Origin of the sequence: Micromonospora sp. NPDC049048 (assembly GCF_043197615.1) — a bacterium.
Classification (GTDB): Bacteria; Actinomycetota; Actinomycetes; order Mycobacteriales; family Micromonosporaceae; genus Micromonospora.
Genome location: NZ_JBICTM010000006.1, coordinates 459,623 through 480,058, shown reverse-complemented (window position 1 = coordinate 480,058; position 20,436 = coordinate 459,623). Strand labels below are relative to the sequence as shown.

Genomic DNA, 20,436 nt, shown 5'->3' with positions numbered 1-20,436 from the left:
CGCCGGGACGTCGGCGGCCAGGCCGTGATCCGACTCCCTACCCCTGCGTAGGCGTGAGGGTTGCCCAGACCTGACTGGTGCCGATCGGGTCGATCGCGCGCAGGTTCACCGGCACGTCGAGCACGACCAGGTGCGCACGCTCGTTCTCGCCCCGGCCCGGCGAGATCAGGCCGCGTACCGCGTGCTCGCCTTGGTCTTCTACGGCACCGGGCTCCGGCGTCCCCAGCAGCCGCGCGGCGACCTCGGCCGGGAAGGGACCGCCCTGCCACTCGATCTCCCAGGTCCGGCCACCGTTGCCGGACCACCAGTCGAGGTGGGAGCCGCCGTTGAGCGCGCCGGTCTCGCGTAGGGCGGACATGACCCGTCCCAACACCTCGTAGTAGCGCGCCGGGTGGTCCCGCAGGTGGTGCACATCCGTCATGCTCTGCTAAACGAATCGGGCTGGGGTCAGGTCCGCCCTGCCCCTCGTTGATCCTGCTGGTGGCCCTGGGCGGGACGGCGAGGTTGAAGACCTTGAAACCGATGTAGTCGAGGTAGGCGGAGCGTGCATGGTGGCCCGCGAGTTCGCCATCGTGATGATCAGCAGGCGCTTCTCGGTGGCCTCTCGTGCGCCTCGGCCATCATCGACGACGACAGCGGTCGGGCCTCCGGGGGATCCTTGCGCAGGACGCTGAGCCCGGTGCCGAGCCCGCCTTCCGCGCCTGACCCCGTCGCCGGTGTCGGCCAGGCGGTACTCCCGGTAGCCGAGGAACGTGAAGTGGTCGTGGGCGAGCCAGCGAAGCAGCTCCACCGAGTCCGTGATGTCCTTCTCCGGCACCGGCGGCCGGTTGTCCGACATCCGCGCGGCGGCCAGCTCGTCGGCGAGGGCGAGGGCCCGCTGGCGCATCTTCGGCCAGTCCTCCACCGCCTCCCGCACGTCGGTGAGCACCCGCTGCAGCTCCGAAGCAGCCGGTCCCGCTCGGCAGCGTCGCGCACCGGGTCGACTTCGACGTGCATCCAGCTCTCGACCAGGTCACCGGCGATGCCCGTCGTCTGGCTCGACGTCGGCGGAGACCTCCACCAGCCGGCCCAGCGGCTCGCGCCGGACCACGTACGCGCCGTCGCGTTGGGCCGGAACGAGGCTAGGCAGCGCGTTGTATAGGGTGCTGCGGGAGACGCCGAGAAGCTTGGCGATCGACGTCATGGTGCGGTTCGGCTCGGCGAGTAGTTGCAGCGCGTACGCGACCTTCTCTGGGGTCATCGCCGGTGGCCGGCCGAGGCGTTGTCCGCGGGCGCGAGCGGCGGCCAGGCCCTCGTTGGTGTTGGCCACGATGATGGTCCGCAGGAACTCGGCCAGCGCGGCGAAGACGTGGAAGACGAACATCCCGCCTGCGGTGGTGGTGTCGAGCTTCTCGTGCAGGGACTGGAAGCCGACGCCATGGCGCTTGAGGCGGCCGACGATGCCGATTAGGTCTTCCAGCGAGCGGCCGAGCCGGTCGAGCGAGACGACGGTGAGCACGTCGCCGGGTCGGATGTACTCGAACACCTTGGCCAACTCGGGCCGGTCGGTGTTCTTGCCGGATGCCTTGTCGAAGAAGCACTTGGCGCAGCCGGCGGCAGTCAGTGCGGCTTGCTGGCGGGCGAGATTCTGCTCTCGGGTGGAGACCCGCCCGTAGCCGACGAGCACGCCTGCGAGCGGAGTCGGGGCGAGCAGGTCACTCTCGGTGGGCATGGGGGTGACGGTCACGCCGCCCAGAGTGCCCAACAAACCTGTCGTCGCGTTGTTGGACACGCCGAGTTCTCGGACGGGTTTTTCGGACGCTATCTACCCGCTCCGGTGACACAAGTTGATCTTGTTCGGGAAACGATCGATTCTCGGACAGCCTGCCAACCGGCCACGATTGCCACACACGCGCGCAGCGTGGCATTGGAGCAGGGAACGGATTTTGTCGGGCCGTGACTATACGGTCCGGGCTGTGAGTACCGCCGTCGAGTAGACCTGATTCGCTTGGACCCAGGTTGCCGTGAGGTTTTGGTCGAGCCTGTCCCGAGTTCATCGACGGTGACTAGGAGGAGGGGCTGGTGGGCAGGTCAGACATACTGCGCGGCGAGCTGGCGCGCCTGGAAGCCAAGGCCGCAGACCTGACGAAGGAGATCGCCCGGCACGAGGATGACGCCGGGAAAGCCCGGGCGGCTGCCGAGAAGAAGCGCAGCGAGGCAGCCCGCACGAAGTCGGAGACAACCCGTCGCTCCGCGCTGTCGGCTGCGGAGCGGGAAGACAAAAAGGTCGCCGCCACGACGAAGAAGCTCGCCGATGCGCGTAAGAAGTACGCCGACAACCAGAAGATGATCGCGTCCAAGCAGCAGTCCCTCACCGCAGCATTGAAGTCGGAGCAGCAGGCCGCAGACTCGGCCGCGAAGCAGCGCGCTGATCGAGAGCGTGCGGACCAGCGGACACGTGACCGAGAGAACGAACGGCGCCGTCGCGCGGAAATCGAGCACGCGAGAGAGGTCAACCGGCTGCGCCAGCAGACCGTCCAGGTGCGTTACGTGCCAGTCAAGGAACCCGAGCCCGAGCCCCTACGGGTGCTGTACGTGACGGCCAACCCCCACGCCGTGGAGAAGACGGTTACCCACCCTGACGGAACTGTCGTCACCGATGGAGTGTGGTTGCGCGTTGACCAGGAGGTGCGGCAGGTCAAGCAACAGCTACGCGGCGCCAAACACCGTGAGCTCGTCACCGTCGAGCACCTTCCGGCTGCTACCGCCTCGGATATCGTCGACGGGCTAAACGACCACCGCCCCCACGTTGTGCACTTCTCGGGTCACGGAAACTACGGCAGACTGCTCATGGAGGCGACCGACGGGGACCTCAAGGGTGCCGAGCTGGAGTTCGACCTGCTGGCCCGCGTGCTGAGCGCGACCAGCACACCGCCGACGCTGCTGGTCCTCAACGCCTGCAACACCACCTACGGCGTGGAAGCGCTACTCCCGGCCGTCCCCGTCGTGATCGCGATGAGCGATACCATCAACGACACCGCAGCGATCCTCTTCGCCGCCCGGTTCTACGCCGCCATCGCGGCCGCGCAATCTGTCGGGATCGCGCTCGAACAGGGAAAGAACGCCATGCGGCTGGCAGCCCTAGACGACGATGCAGACCTACCGCAGATCACCACTCGCGACGACATCGACGTCACCGCGCTGTTGCTAGTACAACCGCGCTAGCAACAGGGGCGGTGGAATGCGCTGGCCGCCGAGCCGAGGTTGTGGCCTGTTCGTCAACGGGGCGGCGGGTGGGTCCGCAGGTCGGTGGCGACCCTCCGATGCGCCCGATCCCGCGCCCGGGCTGTTCGCCCGGGCGCGGGATCGTGTGTCCGGTGTCAGCAGCTAGGGGCGACGGTGCCCGACGAGCCCGTGTGGACGAAGCCGTCGGAGACGAACCGCCCGTCGCCGATCTTGTCCCAGATGTCGGTCCAGTACTGGTAGACGTCGCTCCAGACGCGGGTGCCCCGGGCCTGGCAGATGATCCGTACGGTCGTGCCGTCGGCCACTGTGCCGACCAGGGCGTACGAGGTGCCCGGGCCGGAGCGGACGTTCAGCGGGTCTCCGCCGGTGTTGACCGTGCCGTAGACCCCGCCGCCGGAGTTGTTCACGCCGTCGCGGGCCTCGGTGAGGTAGTTGCGGTAGGAGCCGTTGGTGTAGGTGGCCCACGCGCTCCATCCCGACCAGCCCCAGATGTCGTGGGCGGCGCGGGCGTTGCAGTAGACCTCGTAGGCGCAGGCGTCGGTGACCCAGGAGTGGTAGCAGTTGTTGATCTGCCAGGCGCCCCGGTCCAGGGAGCCGTTGGGGCAGCCGGGCGTCGGGCCGTTGTAGCCCTGCGCGCCCGCGACGCACTGTGACTCGGCCAGCGCCACGGCGACCGAGATGACCAGGTTCTCGCCGGTCCAGCCGGCGGCCCGGGCGGCTCCGGCGCAGCGTACGGAACGGACGGTGGCCTGGATGCCCACCTCGTCCGCGTCCGACGCGGCCTGGGCCGCTGGGACCTTCACGTCGGTCCTGGCCGGCACGGCGGCGGCCGGGCCGCCGGCGTACCCGATGCCGAGTACGGCCACCAGTGCGATCAGTCCACGGGTCATGCGGCCCATGCGTACCACCCCCGGATGTAGTCGAGTGTGTAGACGGTGTTCTTGCCGTCCCAGCTGCCGTCGGTGCCGGCGCCGTACGGGTCGTTGACGTAGACGCGGCCGTCGTCGAGGTATCCGGTGATGAGCCCGATGTGTCCGTACTGGCCGTAGGCGAAGTTGCCGCTGACCACGACCATCAGGTTGGCGTCGATCTTCGATTTGATCCACGACCAGGTGACGGTGCCGGTCTCGGCGACGGGGTAGCTCACGTGTCGGTCGAGGTAGTCGCCCATCCAGCGGTGGATGGTGCCCTGGGACGGCGTCTCCACCAGCCAGCCGTACGCCCCGGCGAAGTAGTTCCAGTTCGGGTCCGGCGCCACCGCGTCGTACGTGGTGCCGTAGGCGGTGTAACTGTGGGTGATGTACCGGCCGTACGGCGACCAGTGCCGCGACGGCGTGCTGACGTAGTAGCCGTTCTGGTTGGCGAGCTGGTAGCCGGCGAGGTCCATCACCGCGCTGGTCGGGCCGCAGGCCGAGTTGCCATTGAAGGTGTCGGCGGTGTCCCACAACTGGTGGATGAAGGTCGAGCCGACGATCTTGGACTGTACGCCGATGTCCCCGGCGCCGTCGCGCCCGCCCGCCGGCGTCGTCGGGGTCGCCCCCTTGGTGCCGGTGGTGACGGCGGAGGCCGGGGCGGCGGCGGTGGCGTCGAGCTGTGCCGCGGTCACCGGCCGCGCCACGTCCACCGTCTGGATGCCGTACCGCTCGGAGGCCAGGCGCAGCTGCGAGCCGGTGAACCCGTCGAGACGGTAGTGGGGGGTTACGCCCTCGACGATCCGCCGGGCGGTGGTCGCGACGAGGTCCCGTACGTAGGTGCCGTTGAGTTCGTCGAGGCGTTGCAACGCCCGGGATCGGCTGGCCGTCTTCTCGGCGGGGGAGACGCACGCCTGGATGGTGTAGGCGACCCGGTCGCCGTCCGGACTCCAGGCCGCCTCGCGGTAGGAGTCGCGGGTGGCGCCCGTACGCACGACCGTCGCGCCGTGTTCGTCGGCGAGCAGCAGGCTCGACGAGGTGCCGGCGCACGGGTAGATGTGGTCCGCGACGATCGCGCTGACCCGCTGCGCCCCGTCGATCCGGGTCACCCGGATGTCGCGGTAGACGACACCCTTCGCGGCGTCGCCGGCCAGCACGGTCCGGGTGGCGCCGGTGGCCAGGTCGACCCGGCTCAGTGACGGACCCGAAGGTTCGCCGGCGGCGCGGTGGGTGAGCAGCGCCGCGGCGTCGCCCTCCCCCCAGCCGACCAGCTGTACGTCCACGCCGTCGAGACTGGCGACGGGCCGGTCGGGTCCGCCCCCGTCGGGCTGGCGCAGCCGCAGCTGCCCGGAGCTGTCGCCGGCCAGCACGTAGCCGAGCCGGCCGTCGTGGGTGTAGACGGCGGAGGTGATCCGTCCGGCGGCGATCCTGGTCAACCTGCCGCTGCCAACGTCGAGGGAGAGCAATTCGGCGCCGTACCGGCCGTTGAAGTCCCCGATCAGCGCCGCGTGTCGCCCGGTGGGGCTCAGCGTGGTCCGTACCGAATGGCCGGGGTCGCCGACCGCGACGGTGGCGCGGGTGACGCCGTCGACCCGGACCTGGTAGCCGGCGGCGGACCGCACGGTTTGGATGCCGACGGTGGCCGGGGCGGCTTCCGGGGTGGCCGTGGTGGGGTCGGCGTTGGCCGGTACCGCTGCGGTGAGGGTGGTCGAGAGCGCGGCGGCGCAGAGCCCGGCGAGCAGTGCCGGTCGGGATGCCCGGTGCCGGGTGCGCCGGTGTGGTGGGTGGCCGGGGGAGGGCAATGGTTGCACGTGCCCCTCCTTCGAGTCGTTCCGATCGGCCGCGAGGGCGGGATCGGGCGGGATGGGACGCTGGCCTCCGGCCGGTAGCGCCGGCCGGAGGGTGTTCACGGGGCGGGTTCCTGGTGCGCCCGGACGAGACCCAGCGCGGCGCGCAGTGTCGGCGCCACCGCAGCCGCGTCCGCTACGTGGCTGCGGCGGACAAGCAGGGCCGTGGAGACGGGCCACATGCTGTTCGCCTCGCGCATCAGTTCGGCGGTCGCCACGTCGGCCGGTCGGCCGACGCCGAGGATCCGGTCGGCGGTGGGCTCGTCGAGGACGTAGACCCAGACGCGGTACGGGCTCGGATCGTCGGTGAGGCCCGGTCCGGCCACCGTCGTGCGTTCGACCCGGTCAGGAAGGTTCGGGGCCGGGCAGCCGGACGTCAGCGCCGTCGCCGGGTCGAAGCGTGCCCTGCCGTAGGCGCCGGTCCAGTTCGGGTCCTGACGTGCCCGATCGAGTCCCGCGAGCAGGTCGGTGTGGATGGCCTGCCCGTCGGCGCCGCCGGCCTCGACGCACATCCGCAGCGACGAGCGGTTGGTGACGAGCAGCCCGTTGGTGGTGTCGACGTGGGCGTGGTCGTCGTGGTCGTGCCCGTGGTCGCGGTCGAGTACGGACACCGCGACGGCTCCGACCGCGACGGCCGACGCGAGGCAGGCCGTCAGCGTGGTCAACAGGCGGTTCCTGAGGGCGTGTCGTGCCATCGTGACTCCTCGCGGGAACGTCAGGCCATGACGTTCAGGACGGACTGGAAGTCGGACGGGCTCGGGTACCAGTTGGTCCAGTTGCCGCAGCCGTAGCCGACGACGGTGCTGTGCATGAGGCTGGGCGGGTTGCAGTTGCCGTTGTCGTCGGCCAGCCCGAAGACGTGCCCGAACTCGTGGTTGATGAAGCCCCGTCCCACGTTGTCGAGGCGTCCGCCGGAGCTGAAGACCAGGAAGACGTACGCCCACTGGCTGTCGTAGTGGCCCTGGGCGGCGTCCCACACGGGGTTGTCGTGCTCGACGCAGTTGTAGTAGCCCACGGGGGCGCCGCAGCGTGCGCTCCAGTCCCAGCCGTAGTGGATCTCGATTTCGATGGTGTTGCGGGTCGAGGCCGGGTACGAGGTGCAGTTGCTGCTCGTCGCCCACAGGTCGATGCGCCAGTTGCCTAGGCCGTCCCAGACCTTCCCGGATCCCATCTCGGTCAGCGTCTGCTTGACGAAGGCGCGTGCCGCGCTGTGGCTGACCTTGGACGTGTCGGTGGACTCGACGCAGAACTGCTCGTCGTTGGCGCCCGCCGACGATCCGGACGTGGCGTAGTGCATGTTGTGCAGGTGGCGGGTAGAGGAGGGGTTGGGGTGTGAGGCGTGGGCGGGGCCGGCCGGCACCAGCAGCGCGGCGACGAGCACGGCGGCCCACATCGCCGGCACCCAGACAGGCAGCCGCTCTCCGAGGTTGCGATCAGACACGGGAGGATCTCCTTTCCCGGTGGGAGGTGCGGCGCAGCTTCCCAGCCGCCGTTCTATTTCTGGTATAGATGGGCCGCTATGCTTCGGGGGTATGGGTGGTCGGCTGACCTTCGGGCTGCTCGGTCCGGTGCAGATCTGCGCGGACGATCAGCCTGTCCCCGCCGGTCCGCCCCGGCAGCGGGCGGTGCTCGCCGCGCTGCTGCTGCACGCCAACCGGGCCACCGCGGTCGACGACATCGTCGACCTGCTCTGGGGTGACGAGCCGCCCCGCACCGCGCGCAAGAACGTCCAGCTCCACGTGTGGCGCCTGCGGCAGCTCGTGGGTGACCGGCTGGCGTCGGACCCGCCCGGCTACCGGATGACGGTCGACCCGGCCGAACTGGACGTGTCCCGGTTCGACGCCCTCCTGGAGTCCGCCCGTGCGGCGGCGGGGTCCGGCCTGATCGATGAGGCCGGCACGCTCTACCGGTGCGCGCTGGACCTGTGGCGTGGTGACCCACTGGCCGACGTGGCGTGCCTGGGCAGCTTCGGGGTCAACGTCGCGTGGCTGCACCGGCAGCGGCTGACGGCGTACGAGGAGTACGTCGACGTCGGGCTGGACCTGGGCCGGCACCACGAGATGCTGGCGGTGCTCGACGAACTCGTCGCGCGGTACCCGTTGCACGAGCGCTTCGCCGAGCAGCAGGTGATGACGCTGCACCACCTCGGGCGCCGCGGTGAGGCCGTCGACGCCTACCGGCGATGTCGTCGGGCCCTGGCCGACGAGCTCGAACTGGAACCGGGCCCGGTGCTGCACCGGCTCGGCGAACTGGCGGCGAAGCCGGCGCCGACCGACACCCGCGCGCCCAGGCCGGCGGCTACGGCGACCCGGCAGCTGCCGCACACCGTGCCGACGCTCGTCGGGCGGGAGCGGGCTCTCGCGGCACTGCGGGACGCGCTGAGCACCGGGCCCGGATCCGGCATGCCGCTGTGCGTGGTGAGCGGACCGGCGGGGGTCGGCAAGTCGGCGCTGGCGGTGCGGGCGGCGCACCAGGTGGCCGACTCCTTTCCTGACGGGCAGCTCTACGTGGACCTGCGCGGTGCCACGGCCGGCGTGTTCCCGGTGTCGCCCCTAGACGCGCTGGGCCGCCTCCTGCGGACGCTCGGTGTCGCCGAGACGGCGATCCCCGTCGACGTGGCCGAGGCGTCGGCCACGCTGCGGTCGCTGCTGGCCGACCGGCGCCTGCTGCTGGTGCTCGACAACGCGTACGACGCCGGGCAGGTGCGGCCCCTGATTCCGGCCGGCGCCGGGTGCGCGGTCCTGGTGACGTCCCGTCGCAGCCTCAGCGACGTCGACGGCGCCACCCACCTGGAACTCGACGTGCTCGACGACGCCGACGCCGTCGAACTGCTCCGCCGGCTCGTCGGCGCCACGCGGATCGACGCCGAGGCCGACACCGCCGCCCGGTTGGTCCGCCGGCTGGGCGGACTGCCCCTGGCGATCCGGATCGCCGGCGCGCGCCTGGCGGCCAGAGAGAACTGGACCCTGGCGACGCTCGACGACCGCCTGCGCGACGAGCATCGCGTGCTGCACGAGCTGCGCCTGGGCGACGTCGCGGTGCGCAGCAGCTTCCTGGTCAGCTACCAACACCTGACACATCCGCTGGCGCCCCGGCTGTTCGGGCTCATCGGCGCCGTCGACGGCCCGGACGTCACCTGCGCGGTGGCTGCGGCGCTGCTCGACGTCGACGTGTCGTCGGCGCTGGACGCGCTCGACGAGCTGGTCGACGCGCGACTGCTCGACGAGCCCGTGGCGAACCGGTACGCACTGCACGACCTGATCCGGCTCTTCGCCCGTGAGCGGGCCGAAGACGAGACGGAAGCGCAGCGGACGGCCGCCCTGAACCGGATGTTCACGTACTACCTGGAGCGGACCCGCCATGCGGTGGCGTTGCTGCGTCCGGGCACCCGGGCGGCGCCGGTCAGCGGCCCGGAACACTTCGTGGACGCCGACGCGGCGCTGGAGTGGCTGATCGCCGAACGACCGAACCTGGTGGCTGCCGTGGTCCAGTCCGCCGCCTCGGCGGCCACCGCGCGCGCTGGCGTCGATCTGGCCGACAGCCTCTTCCTGTTCTTCGAGATGCGCGGTCACGTGGGCGACTGGATCACCGTGGACCAGGCGGGGATCGCCGCGGCGGAGCGGTTGGACGACCGGGTGGCGCAGGCGGGTCTGCTGCACGACCTGGCGGTGGCCTACTTCCACCTGCACCGCACCGAAGAGGCGACGCGCCTGCTGCGCCGCGGCCTGGAGATCAGCCGTGCCGTGGGCGACGACGAGGGCCAAGCCCGCGCGCTCAACCAACTCGGCGTCCTGCACGGCATGGCCGGCGAGTACGAGGAGTCGGCCGAATGCTTCACGCGCAGCCTGCGGCTGCGGCAGCGGCTCGGCGACCTGCGCTCCTGCGCCGCCACCAAGGGCAACATCGGCATGGCGTACCGCCTGGCCGGCCGCTACGAGGAATCGATCCGCCACTGCCGGGCGGCGGCACGCCTCGCCCGCCGCAGCGCCGCCCCGGAAATCGAGGCCAACGCGCTGGGCAACCTCGGCGAGGTGCAGTGCATGCTCGGTCGCTACCGCTCGGCGCTGCACTACCTGCGGCGTGGCCTGGCGGTCGCCGGCGTACCGCTCAACGAGCGCAACCGGGGCAGCCTGATGGGCACCCTGGCCGAGGCGTGCCTCGGCGACGGACAGGTCGGTCCGGCCGTCCGGTACGCCGAACTGGCCGTGGAGGCGATGCGGCGGGCCGACTTCCGCCACGGAGAAGCGGTGGCGCTACGCCGGCTCGGCCGGATGCTGTTCCGGCGCGGTGACCCCGCTGGCGGGATCCAACAGCTCCGGCTGGCGCTGGCCCTGTTCACCGAGGTGGGCAGCGCCGAGGCCGACGAGGTCCGTGCCGAGCTGCGGGCGCGGACCGCGCGCTCGGAGGTGCACGGCGGACGCCGGCCGGCTGGTGCCGGCTGATCATCGTCGCGGGCGGCTACGGTCGCGCATCGCGGAGGTTGGCAGGGCGGGACGTTCCGCTCCGGCCGGGATCCTCCGGGGCGCCACCAGCGGCGCCCGCACGGACGGCCGGGCCAGCCCTCTACCCACCTCTGACAACCACCACAACACCTGTTCCGGGCCTGCCCAGCACCTTCTGCTTCGCAGACGTCCGTGGCCGTCGCCGTGGCGGACTGCGTTGGTTACCGGGAGTGTGTCGAAATCGCAACACTCCCGGGGCCGGCTGGGGATGCCCTTGATCAGTGGCACCCTGTGGTTATTCGAGCCTGGCTTGCGGCGGTCGACCGGGCTCAGACCGCTACTCGACCGGAGTGGGTGGCTCACAGGGCTCGGAGGTGTCAGTGGTGTGGCCGCGTTCGAGGATGAGCACGTACGAGAACAGGCCCGGTCGTGTGCCGGTCACACGTTCGTGGCCGGCCAGGAGTTCGCCTGTGTGTCCGTCGATGATGAGTTGCCAGGTTGACCCGTCGGCGGTCACCGCGAAGGCCAGGCCTGTGCGGCCGGCGATGTCGGTGGTTTTGCCTTGGTAGGTGATGGTGGGGATGCTGGCGAGGAGTCGCAGGGTCGCGATTCGCTGTTGATGGTTGAGGTATTGGCTGGTGGCGAGTCCGACGACGCCGGAGGCGAGCAGGAGGGGGTACGCGGGTTCGTTGGCCAGTATCGGTGGCGCGAGGGCGTGGGCCAGCGTGGTGGGGTCGGTGGGTGACGGCTCGGGCAGGTAGTGGCGCAGGGTGCCCTGCCCGTACTGAGTGGTCTTCTGTGGGGCGTGTGCGAACAGTTTCCGTTCGTCGGGGTCGGGGTGGTGGTTGACGCCGAGCATGTCGGGTAGGCGGCGGGTGGTTTCGCGTCCGGAGTTGTCCGCGCTGCGTCGCCAGCGTCGCAGGTCGGTGCGGGTGATCGCGTTGGTGGCGCGGTTCCACATCTGCAGGTGCAGGTAGGTGTAGGGCCGGCCGGTGGTGGTGTCGGCCGGGACGGCGGCAATGCTGGCGGCGAGGGCGGTCAGGCGTTGCTGCGCGGTGAGGTTCGGTCCGGTGGCGACCGGGGGTGGTAAGAGGGTGGGCTGCTGGTGCGGCGGCGATGGTGGTGTGGACGTTGACCGGCCGGTTGGCGGGCCTGACTGGCAGGCGGTGAGCAGGACGCTGCCGAGAAGACCCACCACAAGGCGGGTGGGAGCGTGTCGTCGGGGCATGGGCATGCGGTTGGTTCCTCCTTGGGTGGTGGCGATGCGGCGCCGGAGCATCACGGCGGCCCCGGCGCCGATCGGCGGGGCCGCGTTGGTCAGCAGTGGCGGCAAGAAACGGCTGTCGGGCGGACCGGGCGGGCCCTTCTGCTCAGGGGCCAGAGCTTCGGTCCGCTGGGCAGGTGCAGCGGCAGTGCGGCGTGGTATCCCTGCTGGCGGAGCATGTTTCGAGCGGCTTCGGTGGTGGCCATGGTGTAGATCGGCCATCCGGTGCCGTCGACGACGTGGTGGTGTCGGCGCAGCAGTTCGCCGGCGAGGCCCTGCCGCTGGTAGGCGGGGTGCACGGCGAGCCAGGACAGCCAGTGGTGCGGCGCCCAGGACCTGTAGCTGTCGATGGCGGAGTTGAGCTCCGACAGGCGGTGGGCTGCGGTGCCGGCGAAGGTTGTCAGGTGGTGGTCCCCGAGCGGCCAGCGCGGGGCGTCCGGGTCGTGTCTGCGCCACACCGCGACTGCCGAGAGGTTCAGCGTCACGTCGACGGTCCCGGTCTCAATCGCGTGATCGACGTCGACGGCGAGCAGGCGGTGCAGGACGGTGACGCGCTCGGTGGAGTCGGGCAGCAGCCACTGGATGACGGGGTCATCGTCGAGTGCGCCGGCCAGCAGCACCGTGATCGCCGCCACGTCGGATGGTTTTGCCTGGCGGATGGTGGTGTCCAGGGTGGGGCCGTTCACCGTGGTCGCCTGCGTGGTAGGAGGTCGGTCGGGAAGGGTGCGGGGGTGCCGTCGGTTGGTTGGCCGCGCCACATTCTCCAGATCAGAGGGCCTTGGGTGGGTAGGTGGATCGGGGCGCCTTGGCGGTAGCCGAGGCGTAGGTACAGGTCCCGGTTGCGGGTGTTGCTGGCCTCCAGGTACGCCGGCCGGTTGGTCGCGTCCAGCGTGCGGTGTGCGGTGGTGAGCAGCGCCGAGCCGACGCCTTGGCCTTGCTGGCAGGGGTCGACGGCGACGTAGGCGAGGTAGTCGTGTGGGGCCTGTGGGTGGTGTGTTTCGAAGATGGCGTCGAGCAGCAGGAACTTCGGTGCGTACCTGCCGGTGGCTTCCTCCACCTTGTGGTGGTGGTCGGCTGGTGCCCGTAGTGGCACTTCGTCGCGAGTGTACCAGATCGCGACGGCTGACAGGTCGGAGGTCGTGTCGACGCGACCGTGCTGAAGCCCGTGGTGGAGAACGTGCGTGAAGTAGCGGAAGTAGACGTTGCGGCGCTCGTCGAGGTCGGGGACGAGCCAGTCGGCGACAGGCCCATTGAGGAACGCCTCCACCAGCACGGTGATGAGCGGGCCGGCGTCGTCTCGTGTGGCCTGGCGGACGGTGAGGGTGCTGTTCGATCGCATGGTCGCTCCTGGTCAGACCGGCAGGCGGGTGGCGTCGGGGGTGCGCAGCGCAGCAGTGGTGCTCTCCGCGCCCAACCCGATCGCGGCGAACACGTCGGGGCGGGTAGCGCGCAGAATGACTGCCCATATGGCGCCGAGGACGGCGGCGATGGCGTAGGCGGCGGGGAACCACCAGCGCAGCGGCGATGTCGCGGCGACCCCGAGCAGCGTGTCGAACTCTTGGATGGTGACGACGAGGATGGCGGCCAGCGCTCCGGTGGCGGCCAGTGGTGCGATCGCGGTGCGCCACAGGCCGTCGTGGTGTGGGGTGCGGGCGAAGAAGGCGACCACCGCGGCGGAGGTGACGGTCATCAGGATCAGCACGCCGAGGCCGCCGGTGACGGTGATCCAGAAGAACAAGTGCACGATCGGGTCGGCGCCGGCCACCGCGTAGCCGGCGAGGACGGCTACCGCGATGACGCTCTGCACGATCGAGCCCGCCTTCGGAGCGCCGGTGCGGCGGCTCGTGCGGCCCAGCCACGCGGGCAGGACCCGCTCGCGGCCGAGGGCGAACAGGTACCGGGCGACGGTGTGGTGAAACGCCAGCAGCGCGGCGAACAGGCTGGTGATGAACAAGACCCGACCGACCATAACGACACTGGCGCCGAGATGCGGCGACACCAGGTTGAACATGAGGTCGGTGCCGTCGGCGCGAGCCGAGTCGACGATCTTATCGGGGCCGGTGGCGACGGACATCGCCCACGCCGACAGCCCGTACAGCAGACCGATGACCGCCACCGCGATGTAGGTGGCCCGCGGTACGGTCCGGCGCGGGTCCTTCGTCTCCTCGCTGAACACGACGGTGCCTTCGAAACCCACGAAACCCGTGATCGCGGTGACCAGCGCCGCACCGATGCCAGCGGCGAAGATGTGCGACGGGGCGAGCGTGTCAAAGCTGATCCCGCCGGCGGCCGGGTTGCTGACCATGACGACGTCGAAGACGACCGCGACGGCGCACTCGGCGATAAGCACGACGGCCAGCACCTTGCCGTTGAGGTCGATACGCAACAGCCCGAGAACGGTCACGGCAGCCCACGCGGCCAGCGCGCACAGCCACCAAGTCGTGTGCCAGCCGTAGCGGTCCTGCAGGAACTGGGCCAGCACCGCGCCGAACCCGCCGTAGAGGCCGATCTGCATCGCGTTGTACGCCAACAGCGCGACGAAGGCGGTGGCGACGCCGGCCGGCTTGCCCAGACCGTGCGCGACGTAGGTGTAGAACGCGCCGGCGTTGACGATGCGCCGCGACATGGCCACGTAGCCGACAGCGAACAGCGCAAGGATCGCAGCGACGACAAGGTAGGACACAGGAATGCCGACGACGCCCGTGACGGCGTACCCGGTGGTCGCGCCCCCGGCGACAACGGTCAACGGCGCCGCCGCGGCGATGACGAAGAACACCACGGACGGGATCCCGAGACGGCCGCGTGCCAGCACAGCCGAGACGGTGTCGGGTTTCGATGAACGCATCAGTTCTCTCTCAACAGGGGATGAGGGCGTGACCGCACGTCAGGTGCGGTAACTCAGGACGCTTCCGCCGACAGCGCTGTCAAGCTCGGCGAGCAGCTCGCGCACCGGTTGTGGGGCCTGCGCGACCACCTGACGCAGATGGGTGCGGACAGCCAGCGACGCACCGTCGAGCAGGGCCCTGTCCAACTGGGTATGCAGGGCCAAGCCCGCGAGCACCACGTCAAAGGAGGTCAGGCGGCGGGTCAACCGCAGATCAACCGACAGCCGCGCCCACGACGACGCCGCGACATTCATGTCAGTCGGGACATGGATGGTGCGTTGACGCCACAGCCGGCCGACCTGCTGCTGCCGCAGCAGCCCGACCTGCCACATCCGGGTCATGACCTGCTCACCCGCGGTCACGGCCAGGAACGCCAACCACGTCCGGACGTCGGCGTACTGAAACTGCGTGGTCAGCCGGTCAAGGACGAGATGCTGCAGCCAGTCCTTCGGCGGCGACGGCCGCAGCACCTCAATCCGCCCACCAATGAAGGTGATCCGCTCCTCGGAGTACAGCTCAGCCAGCAACGCAGCAGCCAAGCCGTGGTTCAGCGCGGACTCGAACAGTCGCGGCCGACCGGTCTGGTCATCGTGGGCCATGAACCAGAACTCGTCAGCGATTAGCGCGGGCCGAGCGGGCACGTTGCCTGCGGCCCGGACCTGACGCTGCGGCACGGAAGCATGAACGCGCACAGGCCAAGCGGCGTCGTCGGCTATGCCGGGATGAGTGTGCACGCAACTGGCCTTTCTAGTCACTCGTCAAGGGGACGCACCGGCCGAGGGTCTGGGCGACGGACAGGCGCTGGGCGAGTTCCTGTAGCGCCCAGGCGTTCTGTTCGCAGCTGCCATCGGGCATGCAGTGAAAACAGCTGCGGCCATCGGCGTGCTGCTTGACGGTCATCCGCGCGGACGCAAACCGGTCGGCCGGGCCGCACGGCTCGTCACCGCGGCTCATGTCGCGCTCGCGTACCGACGTAGCGCGGCAACGCGAACCCGCAGCTCCATGCAAGGCAGGTGCTCGTCAGAACTCGAGTAAAGGCACTCGGGGCGGTGGCCGGTCACCCACATCCACTCGTCGCTGAGGTGCGCCAGATCGCTACGGAGCCAGGTAACTACAACGTCGACCGGACTGCCGGGGGTGAGGTCCCGGCCGAAGGACCAGTCGTCGCCGCCGAGCTGCAAGAGGGTGCCCGCGACGATCTGCGGGATCGGGGGCGCCGCTTTCATGCCCGCCACTTCCGTCGGCGGGGCTCCAGCCGCCGAAGCGACTGCGGCGGCGGTTGCTCGTCAAGCAAGGCCCAGAACGCGCGGTTGGTCTCGGCGAACCCCTGGACAATTTGCTCGTCGGATGCACCAAGAGTGCGGATCCAGCCGCTGCGGCCCCCGAACAGCGTGGCCGCGCCTTCACAGTCAATGCCTAAAGGGCTGTAGGTCTCGCCGTCGCCGGCGGGAGCGAACCACTTGCGCCGCATCGGCGCTACCTCCTTCAGCGGGATGTGCGGACCGGCCTCCCGGCACCGACGCGCACCGCGACCGATTGGGTGCAGGCGGGAACCGGACGAACGCGAGCAGCAATCGAGGTGATTCATCCGTCACGTCAACATGAAAAACTAAAGGCGAGACCCATTGGTGTCGGCTACCCGAAACCAGGAATTCCGACATCTGGATGACATTCCTAGGGGGACTCTTTCACCGTTGCCACCGGCAGGACTGGTGGCCACACGAGGGAGACAAGATTGTCGGTGGATTGTCGGAATTCACCGACAGGCACTTTTCGACTTGCCATCCAGGACATTCGGTGGATCGCGTCAGCACGCGTGCATGTGAAAGGGGGAAGCGTGGACATTCGTAGCCTCAGGAGGGGCGGGGTTCTCGTTGCCGGCCCTCTCGCCCTCGTATTCGGCGTCACGGCCCTGCACGCTCCGGCTGTGGCCGGCAAGCCCGTGGAAAACACCTACAACGGCGCTCAGAAGATTCTCGCGCCGTGCATCGCGCTCGCCATGCAGCAGAAGCTACCGGAGTGGAGCTACACCAGCGCCGACCTGACGAGCAGCCGCCGCGACGCCCACGGCGCCCACCACAACCTCCACGCCAGTCGCCGCCACCACCGCCCTGGCCCTCGGCCCGGTCTCGGTGCTGGCAGACGACTACGACACGTGGTGCGAGGGCAGCGGCATCTGTCACCGTGTCATCGACTCGGCTACCTTGCCGCACCCGCCACATTGGCCCGCCGCAGAGAGACCCGGCAACATCACGTCGAGGTTACCGTCAGCGACAGCACCGGAGAGCAGTACGTCACTGATTACAGTCAATATGCGCCTGCCGAGTTGGTCGGAATTCCGGAGCAAGCCGTTCTCACGCCAGCGACGGCAGGGTTTACGGTCACCCGGCCAGAGACACCGTTGCCGCAGTCGTCCAGCGATAGGTGCGATTCTCTCGCCGCAGCGCGATCAGCGTCACCTCGCTCACCGTCACCCGTGCCGGAGGCTGATTACGGAGTTCGGCTAGCCGGGCACGTATCGGATCTGTCGGCGCCCGTGAGCCGCTGTAGGCGATGGTGACGTGCGGCCGGAATCCGCCCGCAGGCTCGGGCACGGCTGGCCACACCGTGCCGATGGCGTCCCGGATGGTGGCGCGGAGATGTTCGACGCGGTCCCAAGGCTGGACCAGCAGACCGATTCCTTCGGCGTCAGGGTCGGCGGGGCCGAGGGACAGCTCCAGCGGCGCCAAGCCGGCGCAACGCCGCCGCACTTCGGCGACGATTGCGTTGAGGTCGGGGGCGCTGACCTCGTCGGTGAAGCCGAGGCCCTGCATAGTCAGGTGCAGACCATCAAGCGGCACCAGGTCCAGACCCGGCAGCACCAGCTGACGCTGCAGGCCGGTGACGAGGCGGTGCAGTTCAGGCTGGTGTTCGAAAGTAAGGTGCCAGGTGTAGAACCGGCGGTCGGCTCGCCAGCCCGGGCGCCAGTACCAGTGTTCGATGAGTTTGGGCAGATCCTGGTAGGCGGTCCAGCGCTGGTGCAGGCTGGCCAGTTCCCGGCTGGTCATAGCGGCGATGGTAGAGCCGGCGGCGTTGCGATTGCGACCTGAGTGCGCTCAACGAGCAGGTCCGCCACCTGCCGCAGCCGCGGGTGGCGAGCGAACGGCCCGGCGGTGGCGAGGACCTGCCGGGCACGTTGGTGAACCGACTCGAAGCGCTGGTCCGCAGTGAGGGTGAGGGCTTCCATCACCAGGGTGGCCGCCTGTTCGGGGTCGGGGTCGTTGACGTGCAGGTGCGCGGTCGCCATATCAAGGCGGCTCAGTGCTTGCGGGCCGCGCAGCCCGGCTGAATCAAACGCGGCGATGGCGGTGGAGAGGTGGTCGTTGACGTGTGCGGTGCGATCAAGGGCCAGGTAGGCGGTTGCCGCGTTTGCTGCTGTCCTGGCCTGGCAGTACGGGCCGAGCGCAAGGCTCGTGCTGACCTGGGTGACGGGTGGGTAGTCGGACAGCATGGCAAATGCTCGATCGACAGCGCTGTCGACGCCGTAGCGATCGCCGAGACGGGCAAGGGCACGCGCTTGTCCGTTGATCGTGAGGCGGATGCGGTGTGGACTCGTGCCGGCGCGATGCAGGCCGTCCTGGGCGTAGGCCAGCGCGTCGTGGTAGTCGCCGGTGTAGAACGCGATTAAGCTCTGTGTCGCCCGCGCCCAGGCTTGTGTGTCGGGCTCCTTAGCGGCGTCGGCGAGGGCAAAGGCTTCGGCGGCGTAGGCGTGTGCGACGCGGAACGCGCCGAGGTCCAGAGCGAGGGCGGCGAGTAGTCCGGATAGGTGGGCGGCGGCGGTGTATAGCCGAGCGCGCTGCGGTGGGTGTTGCCGGCCTGCCATGAGTTGGTCGACGTAGGCGCGCAGCGGTCGCATACGTGTCGTGAGGAGGGCCGGGGTGAGGCGTTCGTTGTCGCAGATCGCCTGGCGTACCTCGTTCTCGAGATACGCCAGGCGCGCGTCGTCGTCGGCTGCGGACTTCAGCGCCAGCCGACGGGCATCGATGCGATCCTCGTGCTCCCACAGAACGGTGCTGCCGTCCGCACAATGTGCGTCAGGGTTGGTGGGAGGTGGTGTCTTCGACTGAGACGTTGGCTCGACCGCGTGCATCACCGATAGGCGACGTTGCTGGCGGTCCAATTCGGCGATGCGGTCGTACTCGGCGACGAGTATGCCCCTGGTCTGCAGCGTGGTGTCGCAGCGGACCCAGAATGCGCGGTCAGGGTGTTGATGACCGGTCTCGGTGTTCGCCACAGAGCTGCGGCCGTACTGCACGAGCCGGGCGAAACCATGCTGAGTGTGACCGGCGGCCTTTCGCAACTCGGCGAGTTGCCGGCCAAGCGCACGACGGGCAGCTCGGATCTCGTCGCTGTTGGTCATTTGCTTCTAACTCCGATCGCCCTGCAGACGCCGCGGTCCCGAAGCGTGCAGACCACAGCTGCCAGCTCTGACAGTCACCGATGCGCCCGAAGGCCGCGTCGGTACCGAACGCAGGTAGTGCCAGGGTCGTGCCCACAGCACACCTGTCGTCGGTCTCATTGTGAGACCGACGGCGCCCCTGCAGGGCAGTTCGCGGTGTCAAAATTTGTCGGAGTTGATGTCGGCAGATGCCGACAATAGAGAAGTCACTTTCTGGACCCGCCGAGACCCAGGATAGAACCCTCCTCCCGGCGGTGTCTTGACACAGAGGGGAGCCATGAGCATGCAGCATCGCCCGGCTCTCGTCGCGAACGTTCCCACCGCAGGATCGGCCACATGGGCGTGGGGCGGTCGAACTGAACTCGTGCCGGTCCCGATCGGCCGCGCCAGCCCTGGCCCCTCACGCCGGCACGGCACCCATTGCACCGCCGGGACAGACGGCCTGTCCAGCCCTTGGTCGGGAGCCCCGCAATGGGTGCCCCCGCCCGATCCGGGGCCGAGCGCCGAGTGCACGGCCCGCGCCCAACGATCGGCTCGGTTGTCCGGGCGGCGAGTGGGGCGCAAGTCAGATGCGTGGATCTACCGTCGTCACCAGCCGTTGATCGCCGGGCCAACAGAATAATCCGCTTGTCACCCTGCGCCAGCCCAGGTCAACGCGACCGACCGTCGAACGCCCACCATGCAGAAAGATCGACAACTGTGACCACGGCGGACAACAGCCACCGCTGACGCCCCAGCATCCCGGCCGTGATCCGGACCACGCGACAGGCAACCGTACTGGCCGGCACGGAACCCCGCCGGAACAGCACATCGACAACGGAGCACCATCGGAGCACCAAGTTCCAAATCCTGGGAAAATCCTTCCCGACACTTGGAAGCGATCAAGGCCGCTACCGGCGTTTCCGCTGGTTACGGCCTTGATCGTGAAGTGCGCCCGAAGGGACTCGAACCCCTAACCTTCTGATCCGTAGTCAGATGCTCTATCCGTTGAGCTACGGGCGCTCGGTGCTTGGCCAGTCTACACACCCGGCTTTCGCGCGGAGACTCCGGGATTCGAACCCGGGAGGGGCTTTAAGACCCCAACCGCATTAGCAGTGCGGCGCCATAGACCAGACTAGGCGAAGTCTCCCTGGTGGCCCTGCAGACCACCGGGCCCGAGAATACAGGGCACCACCCATCGGGAGCAAAACGACTTCCCCGGTCCCCCTCCCACACGCGCGCGGAGCGGTCCGCGACGGGGCCGGGGCTCGGCCCGACCTCGCCTTTCACTGTCGTACGCGGGCGTGATCAGACTACGCTCCATCGATATGCAGGAGCAGCCGCCACGCGAGCCGAACCGCCGAGAGCCTGCTGAGGGTGCACGCCGACGCTCCCCGAAGGCGACCTTCAGCCCGCCGCCCGCACCGCCGGAGCCGACCGGGCCG

The 20,436-nt window shown here is 69.4% G+C and carries 15 protein-coding genes, 2 tRNA genes and 2 pseudogenes; 2 read left to right on the top strand and 17 right to left on the bottom strand.

The window, feature by feature from the left end; genetic code table 11:
• Nucleotides 1–37: 37 nt before the first annotated feature.
• The 3 genes and pseudogenes from ACGFIG_RS21830 to ACGFIG_RS21820 form a co-directional block, all read right to left on the bottom strand.
• Nucleotides 38–421 (bottom strand): hypothetical protein, encoded by a 384-nt coding sequence (locus ACGFIG_RS21830; protein ID WP_393005619.1) that lies wholly within the window; start codon nucleotides 419–421, stop codon nucleotides 38–40.
• A 76-nt stretch (nucleotides 422–497) separates the two neighbouring features.
• Nucleotides 498–1,090, bottom strand: a pseudogene (locus tag ACGFIG_RS21825) (NAD-glutamate dehydrogenase); the annotation flags it as partial.
• 96 nt (nucleotides 1,091–1,186) lie between these two features.
• Nucleotides 1,187–1,711: pseudogene (locus ACGFIG_RS21820) on the bottom strand (recombinase family protein); the annotation flags it as partial.
• A gap of 350 nt (nucleotides 1,712–2,061) precedes the next feature.
• On the opposite strand from ACGFIG_RS21820, the gene ACGFIG_RS21815 reads away from it, so the two are divergent.
• Entirely contained in the window at nucleotides 2,062–3,204 is a 1,143-nt protein-coding gene (locus ACGFIG_RS21815; protein WP_393005530.1) for a CHAT domain-containing protein, read from the top strand.
• Between the two features lie 155 nt (nucleotides 3,205–3,359).
• Here ACGFIG_RS21815 and ACGFIG_RS21810 read toward each other — a convergent pair whose 3' ends face one another.
• The 4 genes from ACGFIG_RS21810 to ACGFIG_RS21795 all read right to left on the bottom strand — a co-directional run bounded on the left by ACGFIG_RS21810 (nucleotide 3,360) and on the right by ACGFIG_RS21795 (nucleotide 7,424).
• On the bottom strand, nucleotides 3,360–4,115 hold the full coding sequence (locus ACGFIG_RS21810; protein WP_393005528.1) for an SH3 domain-containing protein: 756 nt from the start codon (nucleotides 4,113–4,115) through the stop codon (nucleotides 3,360–3,362).
• A complete protein-coding gene (locus tag ACGFIG_RS21805; RefSeq protein ID WP_393005526.1) occupies nucleotides 4,112–5,947 on the bottom strand; it encodes a C39 family peptidase in 1,836 nt (611 codons plus the stop codon). The genes ACGFIG_RS21810 and ACGFIG_RS21805 overlap by 4 nt, the downstream gene beginning before the upstream one ends.
• Nucleotides 5,948–6,042: 95 nt before the next feature.
• Nucleotides 6,043–6,678, bottom strand: a complete 636-nt coding sequence (locus ACGFIG_RS21800) for a hypothetical protein (RefSeq protein WP_393005524.1) — start codon at nucleotides 6,676–6,678, stop codon at nucleotides 6,043–6,045.
• 20 nt (nucleotides 6,679–6,698) lie between these two features.
• Nucleotides 6,699–7,424, bottom strand: coding sequence for a hypothetical protein (locus ACGFIG_RS21795; RefSeq protein ID WP_393005523.1), 726 nt, complete (start codon nucleotides 7,422–7,424; stop codon nucleotides 6,699–6,701).
• A 91-nt stretch (nucleotides 7,425–7,515) separates the two neighbouring features.
• On the opposite strand from ACGFIG_RS21795, the gene ACGFIG_RS21790 reads away from it, so the two are divergent.
• A complete protein-coding gene (locus ACGFIG_RS21790) occupies nucleotides 7,516–10,425 on the top strand; it encodes a BTAD domain-containing putative transcriptional regulator (RefSeq protein WP_393005521.1) in 2,910 nt (969 codons plus the stop codon).
• A 337-nt stretch (nucleotides 10,426–10,762) separates the two neighbouring features.
• On the opposite strand, the gene ACGFIG_RS21785 is transcribed toward ACGFIG_RS21790, so the two are convergent.
• The 10 genes from ACGFIG_RS21785 to ACGFIG_RS21740 all read right to left on the bottom strand — a co-directional run bounded on the left by ACGFIG_RS21785 (nucleotide 10,763) and on the right by ACGFIG_RS21740 (nucleotide 20,141).
• The gene (locus ACGFIG_RS21785) at nucleotides 10,763–11,704 is read right to left on the bottom strand and encodes a hypothetical protein (protein WP_393005519.1); all 942 of its coding nucleotides are present in this window, start codon (nucleotides 11,702–11,704) and stop codon (nucleotides 10,763–10,765) included.
• A 38-nt stretch (nucleotides 11,705–11,742) separates the two neighbouring features.
• Nucleotides 11,743–12,375, bottom strand: a complete 633-nt coding sequence (locus tag ACGFIG_RS21780; protein WP_393005517.1) for a GNAT family N-acetyltransferase — start codon at nucleotides 12,373–12,375, stop codon at nucleotides 11,743–11,745.
• Nucleotides 12,372–13,028, bottom strand: a complete 657-nt coding sequence (locus ACGFIG_RS21775; protein WP_393005515.1) for a GNAT family N-acetyltransferase — start codon at nucleotides 13,026–13,028, stop codon at nucleotides 12,372–12,374. Before ACGFIG_RS21775 ends, ACGFIG_RS21780 begins: the two co-directional genes overlap by 4 nt.
• Before the next feature lie 12 nt (nucleotides 13,029–13,040).
• Complete coding sequence (locus tag ACGFIG_RS21770) at nucleotides 13,041–14,534, bottom strand: APC family permease (protein WP_393005513.1); 1,494 nt, start codon at nucleotides 14,532–14,534, stop codon at nucleotides 13,041–13,043.
• Between the two features lie 39 nt (nucleotides 14,535–14,573).
• Nucleotides 14,574–15,248 carry a GPP34 family phosphoprotein gene (locus ACGFIG_RS21765; protein ID WP_393005511.1) on the bottom strand — a complete coding sequence of 225 codons (675 nt, stop codon included), beginning with the start codon at nucleotides 15,246–15,248 and terminating at the stop codon, nucleotides 14,574–14,576.
• A gap of 548 nt (nucleotides 15,249–15,796) precedes the next feature.
• On the bottom strand, nucleotides 15,797–16,045 hold the full coding sequence (locus ACGFIG_RS21760; RefSeq protein ID WP_393005509.1) for a hypothetical protein: 249 nt from the start codon (nucleotides 16,043–16,045) through the stop codon (nucleotides 15,797–15,799).
• Nucleotides 16,046–16,955: 910 nt separating this feature from the next.
• Nucleotides 16,956–17,621: a 2'-5' RNA ligase family protein gene (locus ACGFIG_RS21755; RefSeq protein WP_393005507.1), complete on the bottom strand. Its 666-nt coding sequence runs from the start codon at nucleotides 17,619–17,621 to the stop codon at nucleotides 16,956–16,958.
• A complete protein-coding gene (locus ACGFIG_RS21750; protein ID WP_393005505.1) occupies nucleotides 17,618–18,973 on the bottom strand; it encodes a helix-turn-helix domain-containing protein in 1,356 nt (451 codons plus the stop codon). Before ACGFIG_RS21750 ends, ACGFIG_RS21755 begins: the two co-directional genes overlap by 4 nt.
• A 968-nt stretch (nucleotides 18,974–19,941) precedes the next feature.
• Nucleotides 19,942–20,014: transfer RNA gene (locus ACGFIG_RS21745), tRNA-Arg, on the bottom strand.
• 36 nt (nucleotides 20,015–20,050) lie between these two features.
• Nucleotides 20,051–20,141 (bottom strand) — tRNA-Ser (locus ACGFIG_RS21740).
• Nucleotides 20,142–20,436: the final 295 nt, after the last annotated feature.